Annotated in this window: 17 protein-coding genes; 10 read left to right on the top strand and 7 right to left on the bottom strand. The window is 63.2% G+C overall.

Annotated features, from left to right (window positions below):
- The first annotated feature begins 60 nt into the window (after positions 1-60).
- From DK391_RS13845 to DK391_RS13815, 7 genes are all read left to right on the top strand, one after another.
- Positions 61-798 carry a nicotinate-nucleotide adenylyltransferase gene (locus tag DK391_RS13845; protein ID WP_109478539.1) on the top strand — a complete coding sequence of 246 codons (738 nt, stop codon included), beginning with the start codon at positions 61-63 and terminating at the stop codon, positions 796-798.
- Positions 799-801: 3 nt separating this feature from the next.
- Positions 802-1,266 (top strand): ribosome silencing factor, encoded by a 465-nt coding sequence (rsfS, locus tag DK391_RS13840; protein ID WP_109478538.1) that lies wholly within the window; start codon positions 802-804, stop codon positions 1,264-1,266.
- A gap of 70 nt (positions 1,267-1,336) precedes the next feature.
- The gene (gene rlmH, locus DK391_RS13835; RefSeq protein ID WP_109478537.1) at positions 1,337-1,807 is read left to right on the top strand and encodes a 23S rRNA (pseudouridine(1915)-N(3))-methyltransferase RlmH; all 471 of its coding nucleotides are present in this window, start codon (positions 1,337-1,339) and stop codon (positions 1,805-1,807) included.
- Positions 1,808-1,972: 165 nt separating this feature from the next.
- Positions 1,973-2,602: a Maf family protein gene (locus DK391_RS13830; RefSeq protein ID WP_109478536.1), complete on the top strand. Its 630-nt coding sequence runs from the start codon at positions 1,973-1,975 to the stop codon at positions 2,600-2,602.
- Positions 2,603-2,611: 9 nt separating this feature from the next.
- Positions 2,612-4,081 (top strand): ribonuclease G, encoded by a 1,470-nt coding sequence (rng, locus tag DK391_RS13825; RefSeq protein WP_109478535.1) that lies wholly within the window; start codon positions 2,612-2,614, stop codon positions 4,079-4,081.
- A 65-nt stretch (positions 4,082-4,146) separates the two neighbouring features.
- Positions 4,147-4,335 carry a hypothetical protein gene (locus DK391_RS13820; protein WP_109478534.1) on the top strand — a complete coding sequence of 63 codons (189 nt, stop codon included), beginning with the start codon at positions 4,147-4,149 and terminating at the stop codon, positions 4,333-4,335.
- Positions 4,336-4,840: 505 nt separating this feature from the next.
- Positions 4,841-5,137 carry a hypothetical protein gene (locus DK391_RS13815; protein ID WP_109478564.1) on the top strand — a complete coding sequence of 99 codons (297 nt, stop codon included), beginning with the start codon at positions 4,841-4,843 and terminating at the stop codon, positions 5,135-5,137.
- Here the strand turns inward: DK391_RS13815 and DK391_RS13810 are convergent.
- From DK391_RS13810 to msbA, 3 genes are all read right to left on the bottom strand, one after another.
- The gene (locus tag DK391_RS13810; RefSeq protein ID WP_109478533.1) at positions 5,111-6,388 is read right to left on the bottom strand and encodes an O-antigen ligase family protein; all 1,278 of its coding nucleotides are present in this window, start codon (positions 6,386-6,388) and stop codon (positions 5,111-5,113) included. The two genes, DK391_RS13815 and DK391_RS13810, sit on opposite strands and share 27 nt — an antisense overlap.
- A 235-nt stretch (positions 6,389-6,623) precedes the next feature.
- Entirely contained in the window at positions 6,624-7,598 is a 975-nt protein-coding gene (locus DK391_RS13805) for a glycosyltransferase family 4 protein (protein ID WP_109478532.1), read from the bottom strand.
- Between the two features lie 119 nt (positions 7,599-7,717).
- Positions 7,718-9,511, bottom strand: a complete 1,794-nt coding sequence (gene msbA, locus DK391_RS13800) for a lipid A export permease/ATP-binding protein MsbA (RefSeq protein WP_109478531.1) — start codon at positions 9,509-9,511, stop codon at positions 7,718-7,720.
- Between the two features lie 316 nt (positions 9,512-9,827).
- Here msbA and DK391_RS13795 point away from each other — a divergent pair, with 316 nt between their 5' ends.
- Complete coding sequence (locus tag DK391_RS13795) at positions 9,828-10,595, top strand: glycosyltransferase family 2 protein (RefSeq protein WP_109478530.1); 768 nt, start codon at positions 9,828-9,830, stop codon at positions 10,593-10,595.
- A 48-nt stretch (positions 10,596-10,643) separates the two neighbouring features.
- Here DK391_RS13795 and dnaE read toward each other — a convergent pair whose 3' ends face one another.
- Entirely contained in the window at positions 10,644-14,207 is a 3,564-nt protein-coding gene (gene dnaE, locus DK391_RS13790) for a DNA polymerase III subunit alpha (protein WP_109478563.1), read from the bottom strand.
- Between the two features lie 283 nt (positions 14,208-14,490).
- On the opposite strand from dnaE, the gene DK391_RS13785 reads away from it, so the two are divergent.
- Positions 14,491-15,366, top strand: coding sequence for a sulfurtransferase (locus DK391_RS13785; RefSeq protein WP_109478562.1), 876 nt, complete (start codon positions 14,491-14,493; stop codon positions 15,364-15,366).
- A gap of 86 nt (positions 15,367-15,452) precedes the next feature.
- Positions 15,453-16,349, top strand: a complete 897-nt coding sequence (gene gluQRS / locus DK391_RS13780; protein ID WP_109478529.1) for a tRNA glutamyl-Q(34) synthetase GluQRS — start codon at positions 15,453-15,455, stop codon at positions 16,347-16,349.
- Between the two features lie 103 nt (positions 16,350-16,452).
- Here gluQRS and DK391_RS13775 read toward each other — a convergent pair whose 3' ends face one another.
- The 3 genes from DK391_RS13775 to DK391_RS13765 form a co-directional block, all read right to left on the bottom strand.
- Complete coding sequence (locus DK391_RS13775) at positions 16,453-17,916, bottom strand: DEAD/DEAH box helicase (RefSeq protein WP_109478528.1); 1,464 nt, start codon at positions 17,914-17,916, stop codon at positions 16,453-16,455.
- A 460-nt stretch (positions 17,917-18,376) separates the two neighbouring features.
- Complete coding sequence (locus DK391_RS13770; protein WP_109478527.1) at positions 18,377-19,813, bottom strand: aldehyde dehydrogenase family protein; 1,437 nt, start codon at positions 19,811-19,813, stop codon at positions 18,377-18,379.
- A gap of 88 nt (positions 19,814-19,901) precedes the next feature.
- Positions 19,902-21,554: an acetolactate synthase large subunit gene (locus DK391_RS13765; protein ID WP_109478526.1), complete on the bottom strand. Its 1,653-nt coding sequence runs from the start codon at positions 21,552-21,554 to the stop codon at positions 19,902-19,904.
- Positions 21,555-21,615 lie beyond the last annotated feature (61 nt).

Raw genomic sequence — 21,615 nt, 5'->3', positions numbered from 1 at the left:
CCGCGCGCTAACCGTACAAACCGCACTCACCGCTCCAACCGACAGGCAAAGGAACCGCAACTGAATCCGACCGCTCAATCCGCCACACCCCAACGGGCACTGCCGCGCCGCATCGGCATTCTCGGCGGCACGTTCGACCCGATCCACGACGGCCATCTGGCGCTCGCGCGGCGCTTCGCCGAAGCGCTCGATCTGACCGAACTCGTGCTGATGCCCGCGGGCCAGCCGTGGCAGAAGGCGGACGTATCGGCGGCTGAACACCGGCTGGCGATGACGCGTGCAGCGGCAGCATCGCTGACACTGCCGGGCGTAACCGTCAGCGTCGCCACGGATGAAATCGAGCACGACGGACCGACCTATACGGTCGAAACGCTGCGCCGCTGGCGCGAACGCGAAGGCGCGCAGGCGTCGATCTCGCTGCTGATCGGTGCCGACCAGCTGGTGCGGCTCGACACCTGGCGCGACTGGCAGCGGCTGTTCGACTACGCGCATATCGCGGCCGCGACGCGCCCCGGCTTCGACGTAACGGCCGTGCCGCCTGCCGTCGCCGCCGTGATCGCACAGCGCGCGACGAGCGCCGAAACGCTGCAGGCAACACCGGCAGGACATTTGCTGATCGATACGTCGCTTGCGCTCGACGTGTCGGCAACCGACATCCGCGCGCATCTGCACGCGTGGTTCGACAACAACGCGGACGCTCCTGCGAGCCATACGGCGGCGCAAAAACCGTCCGCACCAGGCCATGTCCCCACCGCTGTGTGGGACTATATTGTTCAACATCATCTGTACCATCGGTAAACCATGGATATACGCAAGCTTCAACGCGCGATCGTCGACGGACTCGAAGACGTCAAGGCGCAAGACATTCGGGTGTTCAACACCAGCCACCTCACCGAACTGTTCGACCGCGTGATCGTGGCGAGCGGCACGTCGAACCGCCAGACCAAGGCGCTCGCCTCCAGCGTGCGCGAGAAGGTCAAGGAAGCAGGCGGCGACATCGTCAGCACCGAGGGTGAAGACATCGGCGAATGGGTGCTGGTGGATTGCGGCGACGCCGTCGTGCACATCCTGCAGCCGGCCCTGCGCCAGTACTACAACCTCGAAGAAATCTGGGGCGACAAGCCGGTGCGCGTGAAGCTGTCGACGCCGAACCCGTTCGGCGGCGCCCGTCCGTCCGAGCCGCTCGACGGTGAAGACGAAGACGAGGAAGACGACGCTCCCGTCGCTCGCCCGGCACGCAAGGCACCCGCTCGCCGCCGTTCGTGATCGCGCTGTTGCTCATGCCGTGGTTTGCGCGCGGCGACGCCAACGGCGCTGACTGCGCGCGAGGCTGAACATGAAACTGCATATCCTCGCGGTCGGCCACAAGATGCCCGACTGGATCGCCACCGGCTTCGACGAGTACACGAAGCGCATGCCGCCCGAGCTGCGCATCGAACTGCGCGAGATCAAGCCGGAGCAGCGCTCGTCGGGCCGTTCCGCCGAAAGCGTGATGGCTGCCGAGCGGCAGAAGATCGAAGCCGCGATGCCGAAGAACGCGCGCATCGTCGCGCTCGATGAACGCGGCAAGGACTGGACCACGATGCAGCTCGCCACTGCCTTGCCGACCTGGCAACAGGACGGGCGCGATGTGGCGTTTCTGATCGGCGGTGCGGATGGACTCGACCCCGAGCTGAAGGCTCGCGCGGACATGCTGCTGCGCCTGTCGAGCCTGACGATGCCGCACGCGATGGTCCGCGTGCTGCTTGCCGAACAACTGTATCGCGCGTGGACCATCACGCAGAATCATCCGTATCATCGGGCCTGAACCTCGGGTCTGAACACACGCCTATCTTCTGGCCGCGCATCGACGGGCACAACCTGGCCGAATGGCCAGGTGCGCGCCGCCTGTCTGGTCTGTTACGCTCAACGCGTCTCTTCCCGGTTTGGCTTTTGCAAAGCCGCGTCTGCCCTGTTTCTTTAAGACCGATCCATGTCCAATCAGCCCGCTGCCGAGTTTCCGTTCGTCTATCTCGCTTCGCAAAGTCCGCGTCGCCAGGAGTTGCTCACGCAACTGGGCGTGCGCTTCGAATTGCTGTTGCCTCGCCCCGATGAAGATGCCGAGGCGCTCGAAACCGAGTTGCCCGGCGAGCGTGCGCACGACTACGTGGTGCGCGTGTGCGTCGCGAAGGCCGAAGCGGCGCGTGCGCGCCTCGTTGCGGGTGGCCATGCGAATGCGCCCATTCTCGTTGCCGACACAACCGTCACGATCGACGATGCCATTCTCGGCAAGCCGCTCGATGCCGACGACGCTGTGTCGATGCTCACGCGCCTTTCGGGCCGCGATCATGAGGTGCTCACGTGCGTCGCCGTTGTCGATGCGCAAGGCGCCATGCTGCCGCCTGCGCTATCGGTATCGCGCGTGCGTTTTGCTGCAGTGCAAAGCGATTCACTGCGCCGCTATGCGACGAGCGGCGAGCCGCTCGGCAAGGCAGGCGCCTATGGCATTCAGGGACGCGCTGCGGAGTTTATCGAGCATATTGACGGCTCCTATTCAGGTATCATGGGTTTGCCATTGTTTGAAACCGCTGCCCTGTTACGCGCAGCGCGCATCGACTTCTAGAACAACACCATGAACGAAGAAATCCTGATTAACGTTACGCCACAGGAGACGCGCGTAGCGTTGGTCCAGCAGGGCGCAGTGCAGGAGCTTCATGTCGAACGCACGCTGTCACGCGGGCGGGTCGGCAACGTCTATCTCGGCAAGGTGGTGCGCGTGCTGCCGGGCATGCAGTCCGCGTTTATCGATATCGGCCTCGAACGGGCCGCGTTCCTGCACGTCGCCGACATCTGGCATCCACGCCTCGCAGGCGAAACGCAACATGCCGTGCCGCATCAGCCTATCGAGAAGATCGTCTTCGAAGGGCAATCGCTGATGGTCCAGGTCGTGAAGGATCCCATCGGCACGAAAGGCGCGCGGCTGTCCACGCAGGTGAGCATCGCCGGGCGCACGCTCGTCTATCTGCCGCAGGAACCGCATATCGGCATCTCGCAGAAGATCGAAAGCGAAGCCGAGCGCGAGGCCGTGCGTGCGCGTCTCACGTCCGTGCTGCCCGTCGACGAGAAAGGCGGCTACATCGTGCGCACCATCGCCGAAGACGCAACGAGCGAAGAGCTGGCCGGCGATGTCGCGTATCTGCGCAAGACATGGGCGACGATCCTGTCGCAGGCGCAGCGCATGCCGGCCACCAGCCTGCTCTATCAGGATCTCAATCTCGCACAGCGCGTGCTGCGCGATTTCGTCAACGACGAGACCACGCGCATCCAGGTCGATTCGCGCGAGACGTATCAGATGCTGGCGGAGTTTGCGGCTGAGTTCACGCCCGCTGTCTCGTCGAAGCTGCATCACTACACGGGCGAGCGTCCGCTGTTCGATCTCTACAACATCGAAACCGAGATTCAGCGCGCGTTGTCGCGGCGCGTCGATCTGAAGTCCGGCGGCTATCTGGTGATCGACCAGACGGAAGCTATGACCACTATCGACGTGAACACGGGCGGTTACGTCGGCGCCCGCAATTTCGACGATACGATCTTCAAGACCAATCTCGAAGCCGCGCACACCATCGCGCGGCAATTGCGGCTGCGCAATCTGGGCGGCGTGATCATCATCGACTTCATCGATATGGAGAACGTCGAGCATCGCGATCAGGTGCTGGGCGAACTGAAGAAAGCGCTCTCGCGCGACCGCACCCGAGTCACGGTGAACGGGTTCTCGCAGCTTGGGCTGGTCGAGATGACGAGAAAGCGCACGCGTGAATCGCTCGCGCATGTGCTGTGCGAACCGTGTCCCGTTTGTCAGGGCAAGGGACAGGTGAAAACGGCGCGCACGGTGTGCTATGACGTGCTGCGGGAAATCTTGCGCGAGTCGCGGCAGTTCAATCCGCGTGAGTTTCGCGTGGTCGCGTCGCAACAGGTGATCGACCTGTTTCTCGAAGAAGAATCCCAACATCTGGCCATGCTGATCGATTTCATCGGCAAGCCGGTGTCGCTGCAGGTCGAGTCGAATCTGAGTCAGGAGCAGTACGATATCGTGCTGATGTAAGTGTCTACCCGTGCCGTGGCACAAGGCTTGCTGTTCAAGCTGTGACACCGCACGCGGGAGGCGCCATGCGCTCCGAACAATACGAATACAACGACGATCAAACCACCCTGCCGAATCCTTGCTACGACGGGCTTTACCGCCCCGCCGCGCAAGACGGCAACACGCTCCCGAAACACTCGATCGGACAGATGCTGACTTTCGGCATCGCGTGGCTATTCGGTCTCGAAGCCCTGCTTTCGGATGACGAAAACTGAGTCACAGATGCAACGCGCATCACGAAAGCCATTCAAAATTTCAATGACTTCCGTGTAGAGCTTACAGAGATTCGATCGCGCGGCTGACGAGCGGTGAAGGACCGGGGAAAGCACGGGGTCGGCGATGCGCGACGCCGGGCTGTTCGCCCGCGTCCCGCAAATCAACTAGACTTTCCGTATGCAGTTGCAATAGACGGAGGCTGCCATGGCTGAATCAATGGTTGGCATCGTGGTCGGAATTGTCGTGCTCGCGGTAATCGCGACGCTGCTGTCGCACCAATTGCGGCGCGAACATCACTCCCACCCTCTTCGCGACGGCCTGTCAGGCCGCTACGACGGGCATCGCTGGTGGGAACGGCTGCGCCATCGGCACGGACTTTCTCCTCCCTGCCCTGCCCACGTCACCTCGAATGGCGCCGCAAGCTGCGGCACCCGACACGCGGCAGCGTCAACGTCGCCCGTCATCCGAGGCCACCCGACGCGCCGCTTCAGCACGGAGGCAACCATGCCCGACGACGCCGCAACGCTGAGCTGGCAACAAGTCGACTATGAAGGCTTCGAGATTCATCTCGCGTCGTCACCGAAGGACGGCGGCGAGCGCTACACCTACGTCGGCTACGTGTGTCATCCGGGCGCCAATCCCAAACTGCCCGGCCATACCGTGCCTTTTCACGCGGACGGCGAAGAATCGTTCAAGACACTCGACGATGCGACCTACGAAGCCGTGCATGTGGGTAGGAGCATCGTAGAAGGCACCCATCCCGACTTGTCGGTGTTATCGCTGGTGACGAGCGGCGTCTGACTGCGAAGGCGCATCACGTCGGCAGCTTAAGAAAATGCCGACGAGAAAGATGAACAGATTGCCTTCGGTAAAGTTGAGCAGCAGCGAATTCGCAAAGCAGCCGATCGTGAACGCGAACAGGTAGGCGAGCACAATCGTGCGCGCGGGCTCGCGCAACACCCACGCCGACCGCCCGATCTGCACGAGCAGGAACACGAACAGCACGACGCCGACCGCGCCCAGTTGCACGCCCATCAGCAGGAATTCGTTGTGCGGATTGCCCGCCGTTGCCGCCGCTGCGCCCGTGTTGTTGCGCGCGAACGCGTCGAATTCTTCCTGCACCGTGCCGACGCCATGCCCGATGACGGGACGCTCGGCGATCAGTTCGAGGCTGCGTCGATAGAACACGATACGCACGCCCATCGACGTGTTCTTGTTCTGCGTTTCGTATGCGCTGATTTCCTGCTGGGTTTCCGCGAGGCGCGAACTGTGCGAATGCAGTGCCGCATACACGAGGCCGCCCGCAATGGCGACCAGCACGATGCCGCTGCCCCAGCGCATCCACGGCTTCATGCCGCGCCGCGACACGAAATACGTCACGACATAGAACCCGATAAAGAGAATCGCGATGACCTGGCCCGTGCGCCCCTGCATCATCAGCAATTCGTTGACGATGGCGAGCAGCGCGACAACCCACAGCGCGATCTTCACGGCGCGGGCGCGCGCATGCTTCGCGAAGTCCAGCGCGAGAAAGAACAGCAGCGCCGTCATGATGCCGGCGGCGATATGGTCTTTGAACACCCACGCCTTGCGGATCGGATCCGTATTCGAATGCCACGGGCCAATCGAGGTCCAGCCGAAGTAATTCGAGCACGACAGCAGCAGCGAAAACGTCAGCGCGCCGAACAATGCCCACTTCGCTGTGGTCGTCCACGCGCTCGAACGGCAATCGCGGAATGTGAGAATCAGCAGCGGCAGATAGATGAGCTTGCGATATTTCATCAGGAAGTCGAGCGCATGCGAGCGATCCGCCGTCGTCCATACGAGGCTCAGCGTCAGCACAGCAGCGAGCAGCAGCGCGGCGACGCACACGCGATCCGAGAACAGCACGCGCCAGTTGCGCCATACCTCGGGCGACAGCAGCGCGCACACGGCGAACAGCGTCGCCGCGATGTTCACGCCGGCAGTCGACAACGGCACGGCAAACAAAGCAAGTAGCGCGAAACTTCGCGCGAGGATCAGCGGATACGAATCTCGTGTAGCGTGTTGCATGTGTGCTTCAACTCTCATTGACTTGATGCGCGTGCGTAGTCTTGGTCCCAGAACTCGCTGCGTCGATGGCCCGGCTTACGTGAGCCGGTGCCTGTTGTTGGTCCTTCATTGATCCTGCTGGCTTCGTCCCGCCGAAGCCCGTGCCGTCCTGCACGTCATCGTCATCATCTCACGCCAGCCATGCGTTTTGGTTTCACTGCCGCAAGGGTTGCAACCAGCGGTAAGGCGCGGAAAGTCATCGTGCAGGACCGCGCAGATAGAAGGCACTCCGCGCGTCGAGCGCTTCCGGCGAATACAGCTGCTCGACGGTGCTGCGCGCCGCAGCGCCGATCCGCGCACGCAGCGCTGGTTGTGCCGTCAACTGATCGAGTATCGCGAGCGCTTCTTCAGACGTATCGAACAGATACCCGTTCTCGCCATGACGGATCACGTCGGCATAACCGCCGTGCCGGTGACACACCACGGGCAAGCCGCACGCCATCGCCTCCAGCACCACGCGGCCGAAGGTCTCGACGTGCTCGCCCGTGCGGTAATAGAAAATATCGAGTTCGTGCAAAAAGTCAGGCGCGGCCATCGCGCCTTCGGGCAGCAGACGGATCGCGTCGCTTTGCGGCAACGCGCCCGCGAGCGTCGTCGCGCCTTGCAGCAACAGCTTGCAACCACGCGCGGCGAGCGTCTTGTAGACGGCGATATCGTCGGGATGATGCTTGTCGGCTGTATCGCGGCTCAGGCGGCCGATCACCGGCTCTGTGCGCTGTTCCCGCGCACGCGGCGCAAAGCGGGTGATATCGATAGGCGAAGGCTGGATCTCGCCTTCCACGCCAAGCAACTTCGACTGAAACGACGAGATCAGCACGAACTCGGTCGCGGGCCAGCGCAGCAGCGGCGGCGGCGACGATGTGAGCGCGAGCAGCTTCGGATGAAACGTATTGAAGACATACACGAGCCGCTCGGGGCGGCCCACGAAATACGGCCACACGCGATTGCGCCAGTGCGCGCCCACGAACACATAGGTGCCGCCGCGCGGCATGTCCGCCTTCAGCGGCGCAAGACGGCGAATCGGATACGCCGCCGACAATTCGGCCGAGGTCCGCGACGACGTGCTCCAGAGTTGCACCTCGCTCCTGTCGTGCAGTAGCTCGTACAGGCGCAGCGCCTCCTGCTCGCTTCCGCCGTTCGGATTGTGAAAGCCGTTGAAGATGTGAATCATGCGTTCTGTCTGAGTGGGGTCGCCGGCTGCATCGGTCGCGATGCAGCGGTGGGCGCGCCCGCTTGCGGCGCAAGACCGCGCGGGCGTTCGTGCTCTGTCAGGCGCTCACGCGCTGGGTCTCACGCCGCATGCTGCTGGAACTGGATGCGATGCAGATGCGCGTACAGACCGTTCTGTGCCAACAGTTCGCGATGGCTGCCCCGCTCTACGATGCGCCCCGCGTCCAGCACGAGAATGCGGTCCGCGCGCTCGATGGTGGACAGCCGGTGCGCGATCACGAGCGTCGTGCGGCCCTTCATCAGCGTTTCGAGCGCAGCCTGCACGTGGCGCTCGGATTCGGAATCGAGCGCGGAGGTGGCTTCGTCGAGAATCAGGATCGGCGCGTCCTTGTAGACCGCGCGCGCAATGGCCAGACGCTGCCGCTGGCCGCCCGACAGCATCATGCCGTTGTCGCCGATCAGCGTGTCGATACCGTTCGGCATCGCGGCCACCGTGTCCCACAGATTGGCCGCGTGCAGCGCCGCCTTCACGCGCTCCGCGTCCGCGGTCTGCCCGTAGGCAACGTTGTTCGCGATGGTGTCGTTGAACAGCACGACGTCCTGGCTCACCATCGCGATCTGGCTGCGCAGCGCGTGAATGCCGTACTCGGGCAGCGCGACGCCATCAACGAGAATCTGGCCGCTGCTCGGATCGAAGAAGCGCGGCAACAGGTTGACGAGCGTGGTCTTGCCGCTGCCGGACGGACCGGCCAGCGCAACCATCTCGCCGGGTGCGACCTTGAACGACACGGTATCGAGCGTCTGCCGCTGCATCGGGCCGCTGGCACCGTATCGGAACGACACGTCGCGGAATTCGACCTCGCCCGTCGAGCGCTCCAGCTGACGTCCGCCGCCGGCCGGTTCGGACGGTTCGTCGATCAGCCCGAAAATCAGTTCGGCCGCCGTCATGCCGCGTTGCAGCGGCTGGTTCACGTCCATCAGATGCTTGAGCGGCGAAATGATCAGCAGCATCGAGGTGACGAACGCGACGAAGCCGCCCACGGTGGTCTGATCGTGCGACGACTGCACGACGGCAATCGTGATCACCACGGCGAGCGCAATCGACGCGAGAAACTGCGTGAGCGGTTGAGCGAGACCGCCCGACACCGTCATGCGCATCGAGTAGCCGCGCAACTGCTTGCTCATTTCCGTGAAGCGGTCGATCTCGTACTGCTCGCCGTTGTTCACCTTGACGACCTTGTAGCCGCCCACCGTCTCCTCGACGATATAGGACAGTTCGTTGGTCAGCGTCTGATGCTCGCGATTCAGGCGGCGCAAGCGGCGATTGATCTTGCCCACCAGCCAGCCGATACCCGGCAGCAGCACGGCGACGATCAGCGTCAGGCGCCAGTTCAGATAGAACAGATAGCCGAGCAGGAACACGACCGTCAGCGAATCGCGCACGAGCGTGACCATCACGCCCAGCAGCACGTTCAGGATCTGGTTGACCTCGAACACGATGGCGTTGATGACCGTGCTCGCCGTCTCGCGCTGGAAGAACGACACGCTGCTGTGGATCATGCGGTTGAACATGGTCAGCCGCAGTTCCAGCAGGATGCGGTTCGACACGTAGGACAGCAGATAGCCCGATGCGTATTGCGTGACGCCGCGCACCAGCGCAAGGCCGATCACCGCGAGCGGCACGTACCACTTCGCGCTGTCGCTGCCGTGCGTGCCGAAACCGTGATCGAGCAGCGGCTTGAGCAGCGCGGGAATGCCCGCCTCGGTCGCGGCAACGACGCCCATCGTGAGGATGGCGGCAATAACTGTCCAGATGAGCGGCTTCACAAACGGCCACAGACGGCGCAACACGACCGTGGTCGAGGTTGCTTCACCGGAGCCGATGGGCTTGCTTAACGTTGGCTTGGCGCTCAAGAGTTCCTCTGGGAATGCGGGCGCGCTTCACGGCGCCCATAAATCGCCCCGTTGGGCGAATTGCAAATGCGACATTGTAAACCGTCCGGCATCTGATCCCGGCACGGCTAAATGATTGGAAATCCACGCGTTTGCGGATTTTCCAGACTTCATACTCGCGTGGCGGCCCGACACGCCCGTACGTCAAGGGCGAGCGCGCCCAGTCCACCTCGCGACGCTGTGTATACTTGCGCAACTTTCGTTGGGCGGCGGTGCTCCCGGTGCTCCGGCACCAGGCTGAACAGACCGCACGCCCTCTCTCCCGGCCTCGATTCGCATGACACAACCCACACTCGGCGTCGCCATCATCACGAAGAACGCCGCGCTGCGGCTCGACGAATGCCTGCGCGCCGTCGCGTTCGCCGACGAGATCGTCGTGGTCGACAGCGGCAGCAGCGACGCGACCGTCGAGATCGCCCGCCAGCACGGCGCGCGCGTACTGACGCACACCGACTGGCCCGGCTTCGGCCCGCAGAAAAACCGCGCGCTGGATGCGCTCGGCACGACCTGGGTGCTGTCGATCGACGCCGATGAGATCGTCACACCGGAACTGGCCGTATCGATTGCGGGTGCGCTCGCCTCACCTGCCGCGGATGTGTATGCCATCGACCGTCTGTCGGCCTTCTGCGGACACTGGGTGCGCCACAGCGGCTGGTATCCCGACTGGATTCCGCGCCTGTTCAAACGCGGCGCCGCGCGCTTCTCGGATGATCTCGTGCATGAACGGCTGGTGTTCGATACGCCCGCGAAGCGGCTGGAAGGCAAGCTGATGCACCACTCGTACGAAAACTTCGAGACTGTGCTGCGCAAGCTGGACGCCTACTCGACGGCGGGTGCGCAACAGCGCCACGCGGCGGGCCAGCGCGGCAGCTTCGGCAAGGCGGTCGGCCGTGGCGCGTGGGCCTTCGTGCGTACGTATCTGCTGCGGCGCGGCTTTCTCGATGGCCGCGCGGGCTTCATGATCGCGATGTTCAACGCGGAAACGGTGTACTACCGGTTCATGAAGCTGGCGCGGCTTGGCCGCAAGGATGCTGCGGGACAGTGAGCGTTCAGTCGTGAGCGCCACGCGTGCGTGGCGTCACGTTCAGCATGTTCAGTAGACGATCTCGATCGCGCTGCCTGAAAACTCGCTGCGCAACGCGGCGAGCAGTTCATCCGTGGGCTTCACGCGCCACGCATCGCCGAGCCGTACCTCGCCTTCCGCGTTGTCGCTGCGATAGACGATCTGCACGGCAAGACCGTTCGGCATCGGCGCAGAAGGCCGCTGTCCGCGCGAGTCGCCATTGCCACCGAAACCACCGCGCCCACCGCCTCGTGCAGCGGGTGGCGGCGCCGCGACCTCGGCGTCTTCCGGCTTTGCACGATACGCTTCGAGCACAGTACGCAAGGCCAGCGCATTGGCGTTGCCGTTCATCTGCACCTTCACGGCCTGTGCGTAACGCGTGCGTGCGCGGCCCAGATCCATCGGCGTATCGACCGTGAAACGGATGCCGCCCGTGAACGCGTCGTTACGCGCCTGACCTTGCACGACCAGCAGTTCGTCTTCCTTGAACAGCTGCTTGTGGGCCTCGAACTGCTCGTTGAAGACGGTCACTTCACACTGGCCGGTGCCGTCGTCGAGCAGCGCGATCAGCATCTTGCCGCGCTGGGTCATCTGCGTGCGCAACGACACGATCACGCCCGCGACCAGCTTGTCGCGCCCTTCCTTGAGTTCACCGATCTTCTGGCGCACGAAGCGGCGCACTTCGTCCTTGTACGCGTCGAACAAATGGCCCGACAGGTAGAAGCCAAGCGCCGTCTTTTCTTCCTGCAAGCGACGCTTTTCCGGCCATGCGGGTTCGTCGATCAGTTCGTGGCCTTGCGAAGGCGCGTCGCCCATGTCGAAGAGACCGGCCTGCATGGCGTTGGCGCTCGCCTGATCGGCGGCTTCCATCGCCAGCGACACCGATGCGATCAGTTGCGCGCGGTTGTCATGCAGCGAATCGAACGCGCCCGCGCGAATCAGTGCTTCGATCGTGCGACGATTGACGACGCGGCGGTCGATCCGGTTGCAGAAATCGAAGATGTCGATGAACTTGCCTTCGTCGCGCGCGCGCAGAATTTCTTCGATCGCATTCTGGCCGCTGCCCTTGATCGCACCGAGACCATAACGGATCGTACGCGAGCGCTTGCCGTCGGCTTCCGCGACCGGTTCGAAACGGTACGCCGACATGTTGATATCCGGCGGCAGCACGGCCATCTTGTTCGTGAGACAGTCTTCGAACAGGATCTTGACCTTGTCCGTGTCGTCCATGGCCAGCGACATATTCGCTGCCATGAATTCAGCGGGATGGTGCGCCTTCAGCCATGCCGTGTGATACGCGAGCAGCGCGTAAGCCGCCGCGTGCGACTTGTTGAAGCCGTAGCCCGCGAACTTCTCCATCAAGTCGAAGGTTTCGTCGGCTTTCTCGCGCGTCAAACCATTCTTTGCGGCGCCCTCGGCGAAGATCTCGCGATGCTTCGCCATTTCCTCGGGCTTCTTCTTGCCCATCGCGCGGCGCAGCAAGTCGGCGCCACCGAGCGAGTAGCCGCCGATGATCTGCGCCATCTGCATCACCTGCTCCTGATAGACCATGATGCCGTAGGTCTCTTTCAGAACAGGTTCGACGCGCGGATCGGGATACTCCACCGTCTCGCGGCCGTGCTTACGAGCACAGAAGCTCGGGATCAGGTCCATCGGGCCCGGACGGTACAACGCCACCAGCGCGATGATGTCCTCGAAGCGGTCGGGCTGTGCGTCCTTCAGCATGCCCTGCATGCCGCGGCTTTCCAGCTGGAACACAGCGACCGTATTCGCTTTCTTGAGGATCGTGAACGATGCGGGATCGTCGAGCGGCACCTGCGCAAGCGACCAGTTTTCCTTCGACGGATCGAGACGGCGAATGTAGCGCTCGGCCCAGTCGAGAATGGTCAGCGTGGTCAGGCCCAAAAAGTCGAACTTGACGAGGCCGACGGCTTCGACGTCGTCCTTGTCGTACTGGCTCACGACACCGCTTTCGTCGCCCTGCGTATAGAGCGGGCAAAAGTCGGTCAGCTTGCCGGGCGCGATCAGCACGCCGCCCGCGTGCATGCCGACGTTACGCGTCAGGCCTTCCACGCGCTGCGCGAGTTCGAGCAACTGATGCACTTCGTCTTCGTTGTCGAAGCGCTCCTGCAACAGCGGCTCTTCCTTCATCGCGTCGGCGATGGTGACATGCTTGCCGGGCTTGAACGGAATCAGCTTCGCGACACCGTCCGTGAACATGTAGCCGAGATCGAGCACGCGGCCGATGTCGCGCACTGCCGCCTTCGCTGCCATCGTGCCGAAGGTGGCGATCTGCGAGACAGCGTCCGCACCGTACTTCTCCTTCACGTACTGGATCACGCGATCGCGGCCGTGCTGGCAGAAGTCGATATCGAAGTCGGGCATCGACACCCGCTCCGGATTCAGAAAACGCTCGAACAGCAGGTTGTAGCGCAGCGGATCGAGGTCGGTAATGCCGAGCGCGTACGCGACCAGCGAACCTGCGCCCGAACCCCGGCCCGGCCCGACCGGCACGCCGTTGTTCTTTGCCCAGTTGATGAAGTCAGCAACGATCAGGAAGTAGCCGGGGAAGCCCATCTTGATGATCGTGCCGCACTCGAAGTCGAGGCGCGCGTAATACGTGTCGCGCTGCGCGTCGCGTTCGGCCTGCTCGGGGAACAGTTGCTCCAGACGCTTTTCGAGGCCTTCCTTCGACAGTTGCACGAGGTAGTCGTCGAGCGACATGCCGTCCGGCGTCGGGAACAGCGGCAGCTTGGGCTTGCCGAGTTCGAGCGTGAGGTTGCAGCGGTTGGCGATCTCGACCGTATTCGTTACTGCCGACGGAATGTCCGCGTACAGCGCGGCCATTTCCTCTTGCGTGCGGAAATACTGATCGGTCGTGAAACGCTTCTGCCGACGCGGATTCGCCAGCATGTCGCCTTCCGAAATACACACGCGCGCTTCGTGCGCGGTGAAATCGTCGGGGGTCATGAACTGCAGCGGGTGCGTCGCCACCACGGGCAGCTTCAGTGCCGCCGCCAACGCGACCGCCTGTTGCACATACACTTCCGCGCCGGGCAAGCCGCCGCGTTGCAGTTCGATATAAAAACCGTTCGGGAAAATCTGCGTCCAGCGCAGTGCGTTGCGCCGCGCCGCTTCTTCGTTACCCGCCGCGAGCGCCATGCCGACGTCACCATGCTGCGCACCCGACAGGGCCAGCAAACCTTCGGCAAGACCGCTTTCGAGCCACGCCGTATCGACTTCGGCACGCCCGCGATACTGATTGGTCAGCCACGCCTTCGACAGCAGTTCGCACAGGTTCAGATAGCCGGTCTTGTTCTTGACCAGCAGCAGGAGACGCGAAGGTTTGTCGCGGTCGTCGGGATTGGTGATCCAGACGTCGCAGCCGGCAATGGGTTTGACCCCTTTGCCACGGGCTTCCTGGTAGAAACGGACGAGGCCGAACGCATTGCCGAGGTCGGTAAGCGCGAGCGCGCCCTGACCGTCTTTGGCAGCGGCAGCGACGACGTCGTCGATACGCACGATGCCATCGGCAATCGAGAATTCGGAGTGAACGCGGAGATGGACGAAGCGGGGATCTGACATGGGCGGTATTGTAACCCCGCCCTCCTGAATTTTTCCGGCCAAAAAGCCCGCGAAAACCCCGTTTGGCCACCCGGCCAGGCGCGTTCGGCTATGCGCCTTTGTCAATGGCGATTTGAGCGAAATGGGGTCGGCCATCCGGCCAATTCGACCTAAGTCAATATGCCGCCCGGCCGATTGCGGGCCGATTCTCAGGATGAGAGATAATACGCGTTCGAATCCATTTTCTGCCGTACGCGTGCTGCGCCCGCCCTCGATGCGCGCGCCGGGCACGGCGCTTTATCGCTGGACCAGCATGAATATCCTGAATCTCTCGTCCTACCAGTTCGTCACGCTCGACAAAACCGTCGAATGGCGGCCGCTCGTCACCGCGCGTTGCAACGAACTCGGCCTGCGCGGCACGATCCTGCTTGCGCCGGAGGGCATCAATCTGTTTGTCGCCGGTGAAATTGCGCAAGTGCGCGAATTTATCGACTACATGCGCACGGATCCGCTGTTCGAAGGCAAATTCGCCGAATTGCAGTTCAAGGAAAGCCTGTCCGAGAAGCAGCCGTTCCGCCGCATGCTCGTCAAGCTCAAGCGCGAAATCATCACGATGAAAAAGCCGGCCATCCAGCCGGAACTGGGCCGCGCGCCGGCCGTCAGCGCGCACACGCTGAAGGAATGGCTCGATCGCGGTCATGATGACGCGGGCCGCCCGGTCGTGATGCTCGACACGCGCAACGCGTTCGAAGTCGACGTCGGCACGTTCGATAACGCGCTCGACTACCGCATCACGAAGTTCAGCGAGTTTCCGGAAGTCATCGAGCAGAACCGCGCGGACCTGGAAGGCAAGACGGTCGTGTCGTTCTGCACGGGCGGCATTCGCTGCGAGAAAGCGGCCATTCATATGAAGGAGGTCGGCATCGAGAACGTGTATCAGCTCGAAGGCGGCATCCTGAAGTATTTCGAGGAAGTGGGCGGCGCGCACTACAACGGCGAGTGCTTCGTGTTCGACTATCGCACCGCGCTCGATCCGAATCTGCAGCCTACAGCGACGGCCACATGCTTCGGTTGCCGCGCTGTCGTCATGCCGGAAGATCAGAAGTCGCCGTTCTACGTGCCGGGCAAGACCTGTGCGGCGTGCCATCCCGACGCGCCGCGCCAGGCCGATGCAGCACACGCGGCGTAATCGCGCGGCGCGGCACATTGCGCCGCCGCTGCACGCATGAGACCGCCCCGCCTGAGCCGCACCGCTGCGGCTCGTGACACCTTCGCATGACGACCCATCGCGACGCGCCTTATCGCGGCCGGTTTGCGCCGTCGCCGACCGGCCCGCTGCACTTCGGCTCGCTGGTCAGCGCGCTTGCCAGCTGGCTCGATGCGCGCGCGCATCGCGGTGTGTGGCTCGTGCGCATCGAAGACATCGACGCGCCGCGCACCGTTCCCGGCGCAGCGGAAGATATTCTCGACACGCTCGCCCGCTTCGGCATGGTGGCCGATGAGCCGCCCGTCTGGCAAAGCCAGCGCATGCCGCTGTATCAGCAGGCGCTTGAACGCTTGCAAGGCGCCGGCCTTGTGTACCCCTGCGGCTGCACGCGCAAGGAAATCACCGATTCGCTCGTTCGTGCGCATGCGCGTCACACCACCCTCGCCTATCCCGGCACCTGTCGCAATGGCCTGCATGGCAAGCCCGCGCGTGCGTGGCGGCTGCGGGTGCCAGATGGCGACGCTGCCATCGTGACGTTTAATGACGGCTGGCAAGGCCTGCAAACGCAGAATCTCGCGACTGAAGTTGGTGATTTTGTGTTGCGGCGCGCAGATGATCAGTGGGCGTATCAGCTGGCTGTGGTTGTCGACGATGCAGAACAGCGCATCACGCATATCGTGCGTGGTGCGGACCTGCTCGATTCGACCGCGCGGCAGATCTACCTTCAGCAGTGCCTCGGCGCACCGACGCCCGCTTATCTGCACGTGCCTGTCGTCACGAATGCCGACGGCGACAAGCTCAGCAAACAGACTGGCGCCCTCGCGCTCAACGCGGCCGAACCGCTCGTTGCGCTGAACGATGCCGCGCGGCACCTTGGCCTGACGCTGACCGAATCTGCAGCGACGTCGCTCGAAGCGTTCTATTCGGAAGCCGTCGCGGCCTGGTCGGCGCGCGTGAAACGCTGACACGCCGATCTCAACGGCAAAAAAGAAACGGCGCCTCGCGAGGCGCCGTTTTCATTTGAAACCCACGCCATCTGCGAATAACGCAAACGGCAGCGGCAAAGCATCAGGTCGACGAAGTCGTCTTCCGCGGCATCCCAAAGCCGCCCAGCAGCGCAGCCAGCGGCTGCTTCGAAGCCGGCTTCTGCGGTGCGACAGGCGTCTCTTCCCGCTTGGCCGCAGCAGACGGCGACGGCTCATAGGGCTTGAAGAAGAAATCATCGACAGGTTGCTGACGATGATGCGACCCATGCGCCGGACGCTCATGCGCACCTGTCGTACGACGGCGGCTACCGCGATCATCGCGTTCGCGTCGCGCACCGCCACGCTCACCACGCTCGTCGTGATGATGACGCACAGGTGCATCGACCGTCAGACGCTGTACCTCCAGCGGACGCTTGATCAGCTTTTCGATGTCGGCAAGCTGCTTGCGCTCGTTCGGGCTGAACAGCGACAGCGCGTCGCCCGACGCGCCTGCACGGCCCGTCCGGCCGATCCGGTGCACGTAATCTTCCGCATTGAACGGCAGATCGAAATTGATCACAGCCGGCAACTCGGCGATATCGAGACCGCGCGCAGCCACGTCGGTGGCCACCAGCGCTTCGATCTCACCGCGCTTGAACGCGTCGAGCGCCTGCATCCGTTCGTTTTGCGAGCGGTCGCCGTGAATGGCCGTCGCTACCACGCCGTCACGCTCCAGCTGGCGCGCCAGACGGCTCGCGCCGATCTTGCTGTTGCAGAACACGATCACCTGTTTGAGACCGCGCTCGCGGATCAGTTGCACGACGGCGCCCGTCTTGTCGCCCTCGGCCACTTCGTAAACGATCTGCGTGACGTTGGTGGCCGTCGAATTGCTGCGCGCCACTTCGATCGTCTGCGGATTGCGCAGGTACGTGGACGCGAGCTTCTTGATTTCCGGCGAGAACGTGGCCGAGAACAGCAAGGTCTGACGCTCGGCGGGCAGCAGGTTCAGGATGCGCTGCAGGTCGGGCAGGAAGCCCATGTCCAGCATCCGGTCGGCTTCGTCGAGCACGAGAATCTGCACCTGGCCGAGGTTCGCTGTTTTCTGCTGCACGTGATCGAGCAGACGGCCCGGCGTCGCGATCAGGATTTCCACGCCGCGCCGCAATTCCGCCGACTGCGGATTCATGTCGACGCCGCCGAACACGACCGCGCTGCGCAGCGCCGTGTGCTTCGCGTACGACTGCACGTTCGCGGCGACCTGGTCGGCGAGTTCGCGGGTCGGCGTGAGAATCAGCGCGCGTACCGGGTGGCGGGCCGGCGAAGCGCTCGTGTTCGCGAGCGGCAGCAGACGCTGGATGATCGGCAGCGAGAAGCTCGCTGTCTTGCCCGTGCCCGTTTGCGCGGCGCCCATCACGTCCCGTCCGCCCAGCACGACGGGGATCGCCTTGGCCTGGATCGGCGTCGGCGTCGTGTAGCCCTGCTCCGCGATGGCTTTGAGAATGTCGGCGTGAAGACCGAACTGGTCGAAGGTCGCGTCGTCGGTAGGCGTGGTTGTTGTGGCGGACATGGTGGCTTTCGCTAAAAGTGCGCCTGCGCTCGTGCCGCTTGCGCGTTGCCAAAGACGGGCGCGGTGGCGTCCGCTAAAAACGGTTCTGCAGCTTCTTCTGCAGCGGCCGGGGCCGCGGAGGGCGTCAGGATGAAGGCGGAGCCACGGCATTCCGCACAAGGCCCGATCTCGCTTCGACAGATTTCAGCGACTATCAACGACTGTGGGCAAGCATGCGGCCGGCTCCGGCCAGCGGAAACAATCCGCTGGAAAGGGCGGTATTGTAGCACTTCGGCATCCAACCCCTTGCCGCACGCCCAGGGTTGCTGCCTTACATTGGCCGTCGCCCCGCATGACGGCATATTTCAAGCGGGGACGGACCATAGTCGACGCGGGCAGCGTAGATGCGCGACAAGTCAATCTGGTGACAGCACGACAATACGCATCGGATCCCGCTCCGGCCCCATTCAGGCCGCGCAGATCACCACGTCTCGCGCATCACCATCAGCCGCAGTTCCGTCATGTCTTCGATCGCGTAGCGGATACCCTCGCGCCCCAGTCCCGAATCCTTCACGCCGCCATACGGCATGTTGTCGACGCGGAACGACGGCACATCGTTGATGACCACGCCGCCGACTTCGAGTTCATCCCACGCCTGATGCGCGTGCGCGAGCGAATCCGTGAAAATGCCCGCCTGCAGGCCGAAGTCGCTGTCGTTGACGGTCGCGAGTGCGCTTTTGAAATCGTCGAATTTTTCGAGGATGGCCACCGGCCCGAATGCCTCCTTGCGATACAGGTCGGTTTCGCGCCCCACGTTCTCCAACAGCGTCGCCTCGAACATCGCGCCGTCCACCTTGCCGCCCGCGACGATCTTCGCGCCCGCCTTCACCGCGCTTTCCATCCAGCCCGCGAGCCGGCGCGACTCGGATTCGGAGATCATCGGCCCGACGAAGGTTTTTTCGTCTTTGGGGTCGCCCATCTTCAGCGACTTCGTCTTGGCGATCAGCTTGTCGCGCAGCGCGTCGTACAGCGACGCATGGGCGAGAATCCGCTGCACGCCGATACAGCTTTGCCCCGACTGGTAGAACGCGCCGAACGCCAGCCGGTCGACCACGTAATCGAGCTTGTCGCCCTGATCACTATCGATAATCGCGGCGGCGTTGCCGCCCAGTTCCAGAATCACCTTCTTCTTGCCCGCCTTTGCCTTCAGATCCCAGCCGACAGCCGGCGACCCGGTGAACGACAGCAGCTTGAAGCGCTCATCCGTGGTGAACAGATCGGCGCCGTCGCGATGCGCGGGCAAGATCGAAAACGCGCCTTTCGGCAGATCGGTTTCCGCCAGAATCTCGCCGATGATCAGCGCGCCCACTGGCGTGCGGCTGGCCGGTTTCAGCACGAACGGCACGCCCGCCGCGAGCGCGGGCGCCACCTTGTGCGCTGCCAGGTTCAACGGAAAGTTGAACGGCGAGATGAACGAGCACGGCCCGATGGGCACGCGCTTCACATACGCGTGATAGCCCTTCGCGCGCGGCGCGATTTCCAGATTGACGATTTCCCCGTCGATGCGCACCGATTCTTCCGCTGCGACCTTGAAGGTATCGATCAGCCGCGTCGCTTCGCCGCGCGAATCGTTGATCGGCTTGCCCGCTTCGATGCACAGCGCCATCGCCAGTTCGTCGAAGCGCTCGCGAAAGCGCTTCACGCAATGTTCGAGCACCGCCTGGCGCTTGAACGGCGGGAATGCGCGCATCGCGGGCATCGCTTCGACGGCGGCCGCAATGGCTTTGTCGATTGCCTTCGCGTCGGCCATGGCCACGCGCGTCGCGACTTCGCCGCTGAACTTGTCGGTGACTTCGAGATCGGTGTTCGCAGCGACGGCTTCGTTGGCGAGGTAGTACGGATAGCTCTTCTGCAGCATGACTCGTTCTCCTTGGTCGCACCCGGCAAGCGCAGCAAGTGCCATACCGTGGCGGCTCTGCCGCGCGCCGGGGAAGAAAGCACAACGCTCAGAGTTGCGCCGATAGCCGCTTGATTTCGCGATTCAGCACGCGCTCGTTGTCCGAGTAATCGATGGGCACGTCGATCACATGGACGCCCGGCGTCGCGAAACACTCACGCAAGAGCGGCGCAAGCTCCGCCGCCGCGGCCACGCGATGCCCCTTAGCGCCATAGCTCTCGGCGTAATCGACGAAATCGGGGTTGCGCAGCATCATCCCGTAATCGGGGAAATTCATGTTCTCCTGCTTCCAGCGGATCATGCCAAACGCATCGTCGCGCACGATCATCACGACGAGATCCAGCTTCAGCCGGACGGCCGTTTCCAGTTCCTGCGAGTTCATCATGAACCCGCCGTCGCCGCACACGGCCATCACGTTGCGCTCGGGATGCACGATCTTGGTCGCAATCGCCGACGGCAGCCCCGCGCCCATCGACGCCAGCGCGTTGTCGAGCAGCAGCGAATTCGGTTCATGCGCGCGGTAGTAGCGCGCGAACCAGATCTTGTACATGCCGTTGTCGAGACAGATGATGCCGTCCACCGGCATCGTCTCGTAGACGTCGTGCACAACGCGCACGGGATACATCGGGAAGCGGTCGTCGTGTTGGCCTTTGGCGAGATGCGCCTCGAAGTGCTCCTTGATCTCCTTGAAGCGCGCGAAATCCCAATGCTCGCCCTTGCCTTGCAGCGCTTCTTTCATCTGCCAGACAGCGTTCGCAATATCGCCGACCACTTCGATCTGCGGGAAGTACACGGTGTCCACTTCCGCGCCGAGAAAGTTGACATGGATCACGGTCTTTTCACCGGCATCCGCGCCGCGCATGAAGAACGGCGGCTTTTCGATCACGTCGTGCCCGACATTGATGATGCAGTCGGCGTGATCGATCGCGCGGTGCACGAAGTCGCCGTCCGACAAGGTCGCGTTACCGAGCCACAACGGATGCGATTCGTCGATCACGCCCTTGCCCATCTGCGTGGTGAAGAACGGTATGCCGATCTGGTCGACGAACTCGCGCAGCATCTTGCGCGTAGTCTTGCGATTGCCGCCCGCGCCGATCATCAGCAACGGATGCTTCGCCTCGACGATCGCCTTCACCGCGTGTTCGACGGCCTTTTCCTCGGCGACGGGACGGCGGCTGTAGCTCTTCGGAATCGGCTTGCCGTCGCCTTCTTCGTGCGCGACGTCTTCGGGCAGTTCGAGATGCGTGGCGCCGGGCCGTTCTTCCTCGGCCTGACGGAACGCCTCGCGCACCGACGCGGGAATATTGCCGATCGATACGATCTGCCGCGTGTACTTGGTGAGCGGCTCCATCATCCTCACCACGTCGACGATCTGAAAATGGCCCTGCTTGCTCGACTTGATCGGCTTCTGGCCGGTGACCATCAGCATCGGCATGCCGCCGAGCTGTGCATCCGCGGCGGCTGTCACAAAGTTGGTGGCGCCGGGGCCGAGCGTCGCGAGACACACGCCCGTGCGCCCCGTCAGACGGCCATAGGTCGCGGCCATGAAACCGGCTGCCTGTTCATGGCGGGTCAGCACGAGTTTGATTCGGGAGCGGCGCAGCGATTCGAGGAGATCGAGATTTTCTTCGCCGGGAATGCCGAACACGTACTCGACGCCTTCAGCTTCCAGCGATTTGACGAACAGATCCGATGCTTTCATGGGAAGTCTCGTTTGACGACGAACGCGGACCGGGCCGTCCCAGGGTGAAGAGACGGCACGC

It is taken from the genome of Paraburkholderia sp. C35, assembly GCF_003121405.1.
In the GTDB taxonomy this organism is placed as follows: domain Bacteria; phylum Pseudomonadota; class Gammaproteobacteria; order Burkholderiales; family Burkholderiaceae; genus Paraburkholderia.
Note: the sequence above shows the minus strand (reverse complement) of the source record. Positions and strands in the feature narration are given on the sequence as shown.

Coding starts and splice junctions, on each gene's coding strand:
- rsfS (WP_109478538.1), top strand. CDS start 802: ATGGATATACGCAAGCTTCAACGCGCGATCGTCGACGGACTCGAAGAC.
- DK391_RS13785 (WP_109478562.1), top strand. CDS start 14,491: ATGAATATCCTGAATCTCTCGTCCTACCAGTTCGTCACGCTCGACAAA.
- DK391_RS13820 (WP_109478534.1), top strand. CDS start 4,147: ATGCGCTCCGAACAATACGAATACAACGACGATCAAACCACCCTGCCG.
- DK391_RS13815 (WP_109478564.1), top strand. CDS start 4,841: ATGCCCGACGACGCCGCAACGCTGAGCTGGCAACAAGTCGACTATGAA.
- DK391_RS13810 (WP_109478533.1), bottom strand. CDS start 6,388: ATGCAACACGCTACACGAGATTCGTATCCGCTGATCCTCGCGCGAAGT.
- rng (WP_109478535.1), top strand. CDS start 2,612: ATGAACGAAGAAATCCTGATTAACGTTACGCCACAGGAGACGCGCGTA.
- DK391_RS13830 (WP_109478536.1), top strand. CDS start 1,973: ATGTCCAATCAGCCCGCTGCCGAGTTTCCGTTCGTCTATCTCGCTTCG.
- DK391_RS13770 (WP_109478527.1), bottom strand. CDS start 19,813: ATGCTGCAGAAGAGCTATCCGTACTACCTCGCCAACGAAGCCGTCGCT.
- DK391_RS13775 (WP_109478528.1), bottom strand. CDS start 17,916: ATGTCCGCCACAACAACCACGCCTACCGACGACGCGACCTTCGACCAG.
- gluQRS (WP_109478529.1), top strand. CDS start 15,453: ATGACGACCCATCGCGACGCGCCTTATCGCGGCCGGTTTGCGCCGTCG.
- DK391_RS13805 (WP_109478532.1), bottom strand. CDS start 7,598: ATGATTCACATCTTCAACGGCTTTCACAATCCGAACGGCGGAAGCGAG.
- DK391_RS13765 (WP_109478526.1), bottom strand. CDS start 21,554: ATGAAAGCATCGGATCTGTTCGTCAAATCGCTGGAAGCTGAAGGCGTC.
- DK391_RS13795 (WP_109478530.1), top strand. CDS start 9,828: ATGACACAACCCACACTCGGCGTCGCCATCATCACGAAGAACGCCGCG.
- rlmH (WP_109478537.1), top strand. CDS start 1,337: ATGAAACTGCATATCCTCGCGGTCGGCCACAAGATGCCCGACTGGATC.